Genomic DNA, 10,785 nt, shown 5'->3' on the forward strand with positions numbered 1-10,785 from the left:
AGTCAAATGGGACGATTAGGACATATCATTTTTTGGATCTTGCTTGTGGTTATTTTGGGGGCCTATGCCACTTTTATAACATTTCATCTTGATTATCCAATTTGGGTAGGAGTACTCATTTTCTTGGCAATGCTTTTGGGATTTATAATACTCGATAGCATTACCTGGGCTATTAGAAAATGGTATAAAAATAGAAAAGCTACGAAAGCAAAAGAAAGCGGCGAAAAAATTGAGACGGAAGGATTACGCTTAACCCTGGAAAATGCGCTGAATCATATAGAAACAAATCATATCGCCGGTGGAGCAAAGCGTTTTTGGCAAATGCCCTGGATTATTTTTTTTGGTAAAACAACAATTCTTCTTTCTAATGGATTGAAATTACATACCCACTTTATGGTAGGTGATGCTGAAGACGAAGCCCTGCAACGCAATCAAGTTTATGTTCTCGATAATTTTGCCATATGGTGTGTTGATGCAGAACTCCTAGAATCCAACACATCAAAGAAAGTAGAAAAACAATGGCTTGATTTCCTTAAGTACATTAAGAGTCAAAAGAAAACAATTACACCTATTGATCAAATTGTTATCGAACTACCCGCCACCAAGCTCTTAAATGACGATAAATCAGATATTGCCCATCATGCTCGAACATTGAAAGATAGAGTGGATCAAGTCAGTCTTATGACTGGTTATCGCCAGCAAGTACTTTTTTGCATTACCCAATGCAATGACTTGAACGGCTTTGATGAATACGTAGAACTCATGCCTGACAACTTGTGGAGTCAAGCCATGGGTTATATTGTTACCAATCCATTAAAAGATTCAACTTCAGTAGAGCCACTTAATTACATCAGCAATCGTGCGGATGAGGTGATTGATATTGTTTTATTTGATACTCAAAAGCCAATCGATGTAACGGTATTTAACTTTCCCTCAACTTTAAGAAAACTTGAAGAAAACTATTCAAGATTTACCAGTTTATTTTTTGCTTCCTCACCCTATACAGAGCCCGCAGTACTGCATGGGGTTTATTTGCTGGGTGAATATCAGCACAATGGCAAAGAAGAAAGTGTTTTTTATTATGATTTTATAGATCAAATACAACTCTCTCTCATCCGACCCATGTCTTTATTAAACTCCGAAATTAAACAACGTAATAAGCGGAGATGGGAGTATCTAGGTGTTTGGTATTTTGCGGGTGCTATTGCTGCAGGTTATCTAATTTATGTCTATAACGCTACATCAAATCGTTTAGTTGAATTAATAAAGCCCTTACCCAAAAAAGAATCCTTCTCGGATCAATTGGAACAAAATTTACTGCAGTTTGGCGATTATCATGTTTTGATGGGTCAGCTTGATCTTTTTAGAAATCAGTTGCAAATTAAAATATTACCTTACCGAGGCGGTTTAAATCGATTATATGCTTATTACAGTGAGCAATATGTAAATCATTTTAAACAATACATCTTAGCGCTTCTTGATAAGCGAATGGAGCAAATGCTTACTCATGGAGGTCTTACTGACACACAGAAAGCCTATTTGGTCCAGAATATGGTGAGTCGGATTAATTTAATCCAGGCCAAAATAATTAGCGGTGTAAGCCCCACTACCCTAATGCAGATGCCAGATCCACAAATAAAATACTTGGGATACAATCGATTACCGGAGCGTTTTCTCAATACCTTTGGCCCCTTATACAAGGATTATGTCATTTGGAATTCAAATTCCGAGCAACTACGCGGTGAGGCCGGTAAATTAACACTCTGGCTTGATCAATCACATCTCTTGGCATCGGATTTGCGTTGGCTGCTTGCATGGGCGAATACTCAAGACAATGCATCTGAGCTTGGATTAAACAGCTTCTGGATAGGCTCCAATATTGTCAAGGATTACCTCATTGCCCCTGCATACACAAAAGCAGGATTTGCAGCCATTCAGTCGTTATTAGTTCAAATTAACCATGCTCTACCTCTATACATCGATATGAGCCGATCCAAAGGCAGCTTTGATGTATGGTATGCCGAAACCCGTCTAAATGTATGGAAAAACTTTGCACTTAATTTCTATAAAGGCACTAAAACTCTGGCCTTTCAATATGAATGGGATCAAACCTTCAATGATATGTTGCAAACCACCAGCCCTTATAATGCCTTCTTGCAAGATTTAGCATCGGAATTTCAGGGCAACCTTCCCTTCGCCAAGCCTCGTTGGATTCAACTTGTTTTACAGTTTTCCGACCTCATGGTGTACAGCCATAATAGCGAACAGGGAATAGAATTTAAGCAGCTATCCGATCTGATTTCAGATTGGATGAAAAAACTCCAGGAAAAGCCCTCTCAGTGGAAAACCGATAGTCCGAGTAATATTTATAACAGACCGCCGAGCGTTGCTAACAAGTTAAATTTCAACACTCAAGTGAATGCGGCCAAGTCTTATATGAGATATCGTGATTTATTAAAGCAACTTTATAAGGAGCCTTACGTACAATCAGTTAAGGCTTATACGAATGCTCGAGAGTTGTATTTAAGTCAAATTGAAGTCGACAGGCAATCTTCATTAGTTATGCAGGCATATCAGGCTTTAGTTGATATGAGAAGAGCTCTTGAACATTTTGACCAACTCGACGCTTCTAATCCTTTTTGGACACTGATGCGTGGTCCATTGGACTATTACATTGACTATACAAATCGTTTTGCATCATGCTATATCCAACAAAAGTGGCTCGATGAAGTATATCTCCGAACGATTGCTTTAAGTGGTGAAGAGTTAAATCAAACTTTATTTGCCAAAGGTGGCCTTGTCTGGATCTTTAATGACAAATATGCCCTTCCTTTCATGAAACAAATTGGAACCCATTTCTTACCCAGATACATTTTAGGTCATGAATTTCCGTTTAAAGAGCAGTATTACCAGTTGTTAACCTTTGGAATGAGAATTAATGAAGATCTGGAAGCATTAGGCCATTTGAAACAAAAACCTGAAGAGCGCTCCCCGGTTAATTTAATGATTTATGCTCAACCTACAAACCTAGATGTGAAAGCAACAGTACTGCCTTATAAAACGGTATTACATGTTGAGTGTAAGGAAAAAGAATACAGCCTGGAAAACTATAATTACCCGTCACAACAAAAAATTCCTAACTGGCAATTAGAAAGTTGTGGCCCAACTGAGATTACTCTGTTCTTCCCAGGTGCTAAATTAGTAATTCCATATCAAGGAGATGAAGGGTTTTTACACTTTTTACAGGACTTTGATACTGGAATTAAAGATTTTTATCCGCATAATTTTCCAGAGCATGCGAAATTTTTACAAGCGAATAAAATTGATAAAATTCGTGTCAGTTACTACATAAAAGGTGGCCATGACATCATGTGGCAAATTGCAAAATACTTTGCAGCACAAAGAGATTATAAAGTAGCACAAAAGAATCTCTCCCATGTATCGAAGCTTCCAAGAACCATCACTGATTGCTGGGCCCAGGGCGAATACGATGTTTAAAATTGACTCGATTACCAACCTGGGAACCCAACCCATCCCAGGACTCAATAGAGCAGGCCAAGAATGTTATGAGTTTTCTCAATACACCCTGATTCGCAATGAAGTGCAAAAATTATCTCGAGTCGGGCAATCATCAGATGTTCATTGGTTGAGCATTATTGATAATTCGATTGAGTTATTGACCTATTATACTAAAGACATTCAAATCGCTTCTTATTTGGCTTATGGCCTCTTTCACCAATACCAATTTAGAGGACTAGCAGCTGGGTTAAATTTTCTTCTAGATTTTATTGTACATTTTTGGGAAGAAGCATACCCCCAAGGCCGACTGAAAGCCAAAATTGAAGCGTTAAACTGGTATGCGACCCAATCACTGAATCATTTAAAGCAGATTAAACTTGTTTCGGAAGATGAAGATTTTCTGCAACCAAGTATTAGCACCTTAAAAAATCTCGAGCGGGAATTACTTACACGCAATGTAAATATCGATCTTTTTTCAAATTTGCAAAAAAAAATCGAATCCACTGAAGTAATTGCCCTACCCACAGCAGCACAAGAACAAACGATTATTGAGATGCAGAGCTCAAATCGACAGAACGAATCAAGTGTTAGTTTAGAACCAGCCTTCCTTCTCTGCACTCAATTCGCACGCGAATTGATGGAAAAGGATCGATCCAATCCTTATGCTTATTATTTAAATCGTGTTGCATCCTGGAGCGGAATAACAGGAATCCCTTTTAACGACGATGGATTGACGCTGGTAAAACCTCCTGAGTATTTCAATCAAGAACGCATCAAAAAAGTGCAAGACACGGGAAATTGGGCTGAAATAGTTGCTACAGCAGAAGAAATGCTCCCTCAAGAACCTTTTTGGCTCGATTTAAATTTAATTAGCCTTAATGCATTGCAAAAGCTCGATGGGAAATTTAATCCTGCCTATGAGACAACCAAACGAGAATTGGTTCATTTTATAAATAGAATACCTGGTATTGAAAAATTAAGATTTAGCGACAAAACTCCTTTTCTAAGTGAACACTACGTAGCACAACTTAACCTATTTACCGTAAAAAAGAGCTCACAAAGTACAGACAGTGAGAAAACATTATCTGCAATCGAGCAAAATCAACTGCAAGCAATAAAAGAAGTCATTGCTCACTTGAATACCCAAAAAGCCGATATGTCTCGCCAGCAAATTGAATTGCTGCACAAAGACTCAATAAGTAACAAAGTAAAATTATTATCCTACATGGCCATGTGCGAATCATTGCTTGATGCAAATGAGCAATCGATTTTAAAACCCTATTTAACGTTTATTCTGGAATTAATCAATAAACATCATTTAATTGCCTGGGAACCTGGTTTAGCATTAGACGCACTTATTTTGACTTATCGCTGCATGAAGTTTTTAAAGAATTCCTTTTCAACCCAGGAAATGGACCATGTATTTTCCTTGATCACAAAACTGGACCTTAATGCTGCAAGGGAACTCGCTGAACTCTGAGGAAAGACTCTCTTAAAATTCGTTATATTGAAACCTGTACTCCGAGTAATAAAAATGAATGTTCTTTACTGAGAGAGCCGCTATGGCTTATATCACCCAAAGCCGTGTTTGATGGTAGCTGAAAAAATGCTTTGCCTACTGGCGTAAGTAATTGGGGGGCACAGTTTGTGGTCCAAATTAAACGATTGGTGTCTTACGTCTAACGACTTGTCATGGTTAGTATTTAGAGTAATATCGTTGGTTTTTATTTAAAATTTTATCTAGGCTAAGGTCTTCAATGAAATCGTATCGAAAAGAGTTATGGTTCCACGTTCCCGAACGGATGGGATTTATCAATATTACGGAGCAAGTACGTGAATGCCTGAAAGATAGCAGCATTCAGGAGGGATTTGTTTTAGTTAATGCAATGCACATTACCGCATCTGTTTTTATTAACGACGATGAGGAAGGCCTGCACCAAGATTATAAAAAATGGTTAGAACACATGGCTCCGCATCAACCTATATCACAGTATCAACATAATAATACTGGAGAAGATAATGCGGATGCACATATAAAAAGACAAATAATGGGACGAGAAGTGGTCGTCGCGGTTACTGAAGGAGCACTTGATTTTGGACCCTGGGAACAAATTTTTTACGGTGAATTCGATGGATGCCGCGATAAAAGAGTCTTAATAAAAATTATTGGTGAATAAGGCAAACAACGCTCATCACACTAAATCTATAGTGATTCTTTGAGGTTCTGAATAATGGGCTGGTTCTTTTTTAGTTTCCGAAGAAAATAGCCCGAAGCATGAAGTTTATGCCTTCCTGGATAATAAATATAATTATTATGTAATCCCCAATATTTTCTATTTCTTGACATGTTGTTCGCATAAACAATTGAGTGCTCAAAATCACCCCACCAGACCCAATATAACTCAACCAAAGTACAATTAACTCACTTATTCAATAGTGATTTGGATACTTTAAAAAATGGAACTGAACTTTTCAATTGCGATTGAAATAAAGCATTGGCACTTGTCTATTATTCCCTTTTATTTCTGTGTATTATCCTCGGCAATTTGCGTTTATTTTAATAAATGGGGGGTTTTATGAAGCATCTTGCTAATAATATGCTGCGCACAAAAAATATGGTGGGATTGTTGAACGCTATGGGTGTTCCTATAGATAATACCAAAGTGGTATGTCATGATGAGCGGGTTGTTTTTCACTCCACAACAACAAAGGAAAATGAGCGTCTTGCGGCTGAATTGCAAGAACTCTTACAACAAAACACCGTAAAACCAGACCTAAAAAGAGTAACTCTGGCTGATTTATTGGCTGAAGAGATCACTCAGGCCACCTGTATTGATAATCTAACAGCTGATACACACAAAAAATCGTGTCTGGCCGTATTGAATGTTTTGCAACTTACCGGGCTCGATTTCACCATCGATGAGCAACAGGAATACTTGAACATCCAATTACCGTCTGCCGCCTTCGCACCATTATTTAATTCGTTGAATTATAAGTGCATGAGCATTGAGGGCGAAAAAATAAAATTTAACGTCAAGGAGTTCCTAAAAAATCACAAGCAAGAACTTATTTTAATTGATGGGAAATCACCTTTACTTTTGGCTCATTCAAATTCCTTTGAAGATAAAAAGGTTTTTTATGCAGAAAAACGAGTTAGCGAGGATACGCTTGAAGTGACGCCTTACTTTTTCGTTCCCGAGGCTCTGACACCCCCTACTTATCATTTTGTTTTAGACACCAGTGACAGTATGCAAGGACAGCGCTTAACCAAGTTGAAAAAGAGTGTCATTGAGTTCGCCGATGCCTTATTTAAATTTCAGCCTGATGCAGTCATTAATATCACTGAGTTTAACAGCGAAACTAAAAATGTTGGCATGGGTAGTTACCGAAAAGAGGATTTTTTCCAATTGTCTCAAAATGTCAATGGATTAAAAGCTAAAGGATATACGCGCCTTTTTGGTACGGTATCCGATCAATTATCGATGCTTATGAAATCAAATCAACACAATAATATTTTATTATTTACCGATGGCGAGAATACAATAGGCGATAACAACGCACTCAGCATTGCCCTTGAAAAATCAGTTACATCCTTAAAAAACGAATCATCTATAATTCCTGCACGTAATAAATTCTTTATCTTAAGTTACGGTGTAATCCAAGCTTCAATCTTGGATGAAGTGGCCAAATTATTCGGTTCTCTTGTTCTTAATACAGATACGATTGATTTTGCTGAGGCTTTAGAGAAAAAAGAGAAACTTCAGGAATGGGCCGCTGTTCGCGAATTATTTACCTGTCGTATGGAAGTGACTGACAACACGACCCTTGATGCCAAATCAGAGGAATATGTTTGTTCTTATGATATGTCTGGTCAATTTGTTGCATTAAAATCAAAACAATATAAGGACAACGAAACCCTATATTTAACTATTACCGATAGTAATGGTAAAACACTGCTTGATGATAAAAAAGTGTTTGCTAAAAAACCTGTAGAGGCCTCCCTGTCCCCTGGCAGCGCAAAAAATGCAACCCAGCTTGGTGTGTTTTCCATGAAGCCGGGAACCAAGAGCAAAGAAGAAAGTTATACTCCACCAGAATTTTCTTCTAATCTGTAAATTTCCATGTATCGTTAGAAACCATAGACCAACGACGGCCTATGGTTTCTAACAGACTCAAATAGGTAAACCGGTTTTTTTCTTGATGAATAGCCGTTTCTTTTTAATTGTTCTACTTCATGAATTTAAAAAATTGTGTTGGAACATGAGATAGAATCCGTCAAAATGAATGCTTTGCCTGTTCAAAGACAAGATATAAAGGATAAACGATTGAGCGCTAAGAAGACTACAGATACTGATTTCTTTGGAAAAACGATAATTTATCGCACACATGATTCCTGGGGTGATATCTTCGTCATTGATAGAGGAAATATTAGAGCGTTAAATTTTGATCCCATCTATGATCAGACCGGTATTTATATTCAATATCCTCATATACCCGTACATGAATATACTCGTGTGATGTTGTTAGTTCTTGCATTCGTAAATCCAAGCCATATCACTTTATTAGGCCTGGGTGGAGGAAGTTTGATTCATTGCCTTCACTTTCTTTTACCCGAGTGCTCGCTATTTTGTATTGAACTACGCCAAAAGGTATATGATGTAGCAACGAATTTTTTTCAATTACCAGAAAAGCAAAACATCGAGATATTAATTGCAGATGCCCAGGTTGCAATCAAATTTCAAAAAAGCAACAACACGCAAGTCATTTTCGCTGATATGTACCTTGATTATGGAATGGACTCATTTCAAATCCAGCAACAGTTTATCGAACAAGCTGATCGTGTTTTGGATGATAGGGGCTGGCTGGTTATCAATTTTCATGAACTTCCTGAGTTGAATTCCGCTTTTATTCAATCCATGCGCGATTATTTTGCTGAATTATTTATTTGTCCTACAGTGAGCGATAACTATATTTTATTTGCCAGCAAGTCTTCTGTTACCGATTTGCACTCAGAACACTATCAAACAATCCTTACTGAATTTGAAAATAAACTCAACATCAAACTAATTCGCTTATTTAAAAAAGTCAAACGCTATAAAAGCGAATAGAATAGAAAAAAGGCCATTCATTGAATCCAATATTACATCAATAGTAAAACTGCTTTACAATAATAGACAAACCAACTAAAAGAGTGTTTGTCACTCGAACAATAGAATACAACGATGCAAAAAATATTCATATCAGCCATTTTACTCATCACTTCCTGTTTATTAACAGGGTGCTGGTCTGTACAGAAAGGGCAAAAATCAGGAGTTATAGTTAAGGTTGCCAAAGAAGGTAGATTTTGGGGGACTTATGAAGGAGAAATGATCCTGGGTGGTTTAGAAAATGCCAGTGGAGCAAGTGGACGTGCTTTTCACTTCACGCTGGGACAATTCAAATCCGAACTGGTAGAGCAAGCTGATTTTGCCATGCAAAATAACAAACATGTAATCATTAGCTATCATTGTGATGCCTATACTCTCCCCTGGAGTGGTGAGACTAAATGTTTTGTAAACAAAATTGATGTATTGCCGGATAAATAGATTGACAGTATCAAACCTGCGAACTTCTGAAGTCAGTCCATCCCCTTGAGAAAGGCCAACTCAGGGCTTTCAAGGAACACATGTCCATTTTAAGAAATATCTTACAAAAATTTAAGCACATAGGCTAATGACCTTTTAGGGGATTTTGCTATGCTTAACACAACGAGGAAATAAACAATGGATGTTTTAAAAAAGAATTTTAGGGCGTCATGGATGACGCGAGCCACATGGAAGTGGTAGCTCCTCCTCGTTTATTTCGTAATCCTAAGTAGGGCATGTTGACAATCCCATCCTAAATTGACTAGCAAGTTTCCAAGGCATCAAGCATTAAAAGGTAATACGAATAATCGCAACCATCAACAGCAAATTGTACCTTGCCAATATATTGTTAGCCCCTATGTTGAACGAATTTTTGTACAAATAGCGCGCATTCTGATATAGAAGATTTTCACCCTACTCATACTGACTTAACGTAATTCCATTGGATGCTTTATAAAATTTTTTACGTAATTGTTTTATTGTGTAATCTTTTGGCAAGAGAACAGATTTTATTTTATCGTATACTTGTTGGAATATATTTTTTGGTTTAGGAAGAATAAAATTTATAACAGCCTCACCTATTTCTTGGTTAATTTTAATATATTTTTGCATTTTATTTTGATATGAAGTAAATGCTTTTTCGTAATCACCCGCAGCAGCATATAACTCTCCCGCTAATACATAAGCGCCGACAATAGCAACACTGCTGCCTTGGCCAGATGTTAACGCGGGACTGTAAGCGGCATCACCTATTAATGCAACTCTATCTTTGAACCACTGCTGCATGTGAATTTGTTTGGCAACATCAAAATAAAAGTCATTTGCTTTATCCATTTCTTTTAATAGATGAGGCACTTCCCATTTTGCATTGGCATAATTTTTAATAACAACAGCTTTTTGTTTATCAACTTCTTTATAATTGTAAGCATAATTTTTATCTTGAAAGAGATAAATTACAGTAATGTTGTTTTCTGCTTGGGTAGAAGAAAGATTAACCTGCTTGTTTTCGATAGAATAAAATAATTCTTTATTGGCTAGTTTAAGATAATTTTCTATGGAATAAATAGCATAAAAATAATTGCCAAAATCATGAGAATATTGAGACTCTTCACCGAAAACAAGAGAACGCACATTAGAATGAATGCCATCAGCACCTATTACCAAATCAAAGCTGCGAATCATATTATTATTGAACTCAACTTCAACATCGTCTTTGTTAAGCTTAATCGATTTAATTGACGTATTAAAAATGTATTCGCATTCATCACGGGTGGCATCATATAAAATTTTAGACAAATCTCCTCTAAGCAGTTCCACATCTTGGGGTTGCCGCATACCTAATTCATCAGCGGAGATTTCTGAGGTAATCGCGCCTTCATCATCCATAAAGATAGCTGTTTTTGTGTGTACATTTTTTTCTTGGATTTTTTCGTAAAGTCCCATCTTTTTCAAAACGTCGATACATATTCCCCGTGCATCAACCTTATATCCACCTTCTCTAAACTTAGGGGCTTGCTCAACAAGAGTAACCGTAAAGCCGTAATGATGCAGCCAATATGCTAAGGCCGGGCCTGCTATACTGGCGCCTGAAATGAGAATAGTTTTATTTTTTATAAGATTAGGCATATTTGAGCTCGTATTG

The 10,785-nt window shown here is 37.2% G+C and carries 7 protein-coding genes; 6 read left to right on the top strand and 1 reads right to left on the bottom strand.

Annotation, left to right across the window (positions count from 1 at the left end; genetic code table 11):
- Positions 1-6 precede the first annotated feature (6 nt).
- The 6 genes from ELY20_RS06830 to ELY20_RS06855 all read left to right on the top strand — a co-directional run bounded on the left by ELY20_RS06830 (position 7) and on the right by ELY20_RS06855 (position 9,104).
- Positions 7-3,498, top strand: coding sequence for a type VI secretion protein IcmF/TssM N-terminal domain-containing protein (locus ELY20_RS06830; protein ID WP_110141819.1), 3,492 nt, complete (start codon positions 7-9; stop codon positions 3,496-3,498).
- Positions 3,491-4,999, top strand: coding sequence for a TssA family type VI secretion system protein (locus ELY20_RS06835; RefSeq protein ID WP_110141818.1), 1,509 nt, complete (start codon positions 3,491-3,493; stop codon positions 4,997-4,999). The genes ELY20_RS06830 and ELY20_RS06835 overlap by 8 nt, the downstream gene beginning before the upstream one ends.
- 277 nt (positions 5,000-5,276) lie before the next feature.
- On the top strand, positions 5,277-5,696 hold the full coding sequence (locus tag ELY20_RS06840) for a secondary thiamine-phosphate synthase enzyme YjbQ (RefSeq protein ID WP_110141817.1): 420 nt from the start codon (positions 5,277-5,279) through the stop codon (positions 5,694-5,696).
- Between the two features lie 399 nt (positions 5,697-6,095).
- Entirely contained in the window at positions 6,096-7,634 is a 1,539-nt protein-coding gene (locus ELY20_RS06845; RefSeq protein ID WP_110141816.1) for a vWA domain-containing protein, read from the top strand.
- Positions 7,635-7,799: 165 nt separating this feature from the next.
- A complete protein-coding gene (locus tag ELY20_RS06850) occupies positions 7,800-8,627 on the top strand; it encodes a class I SAM-dependent methyltransferase (protein WP_233590515.1) in 828 nt (275 codons plus the stop codon).
- Positions 8,628-8,741: 114 nt separating this feature from the next.
- Entirely contained in the window at positions 8,742-9,104 is a 363-nt protein-coding gene (locus ELY20_RS06855) for a hypothetical protein (protein ID WP_110141815.1), read from the top strand.
- A 453-nt stretch (positions 9,105-9,557) separates the two neighbouring features.
- On the opposite strand, the gene ELY20_RS06860 is transcribed toward ELY20_RS06855, so the two are convergent.
- On the bottom strand, positions 9,558-10,769 hold the full coding sequence (locus ELY20_RS06860) for an FAD-dependent monooxygenase (protein ID WP_110141814.1): 1,212 nt from the start codon (positions 10,767-10,769) through the stop codon (positions 9,558-9,560).
- Positions 10,770-10,785 lie beyond the last annotated feature (16 nt).

This window comes from Legionella qingyii (assembly GCF_003990155.1).
Lineage (GTDB): Bacteria > Pseudomonadota > Gammaproteobacteria > Legionellales > Legionellaceae > Legionella > Legionella qingyii.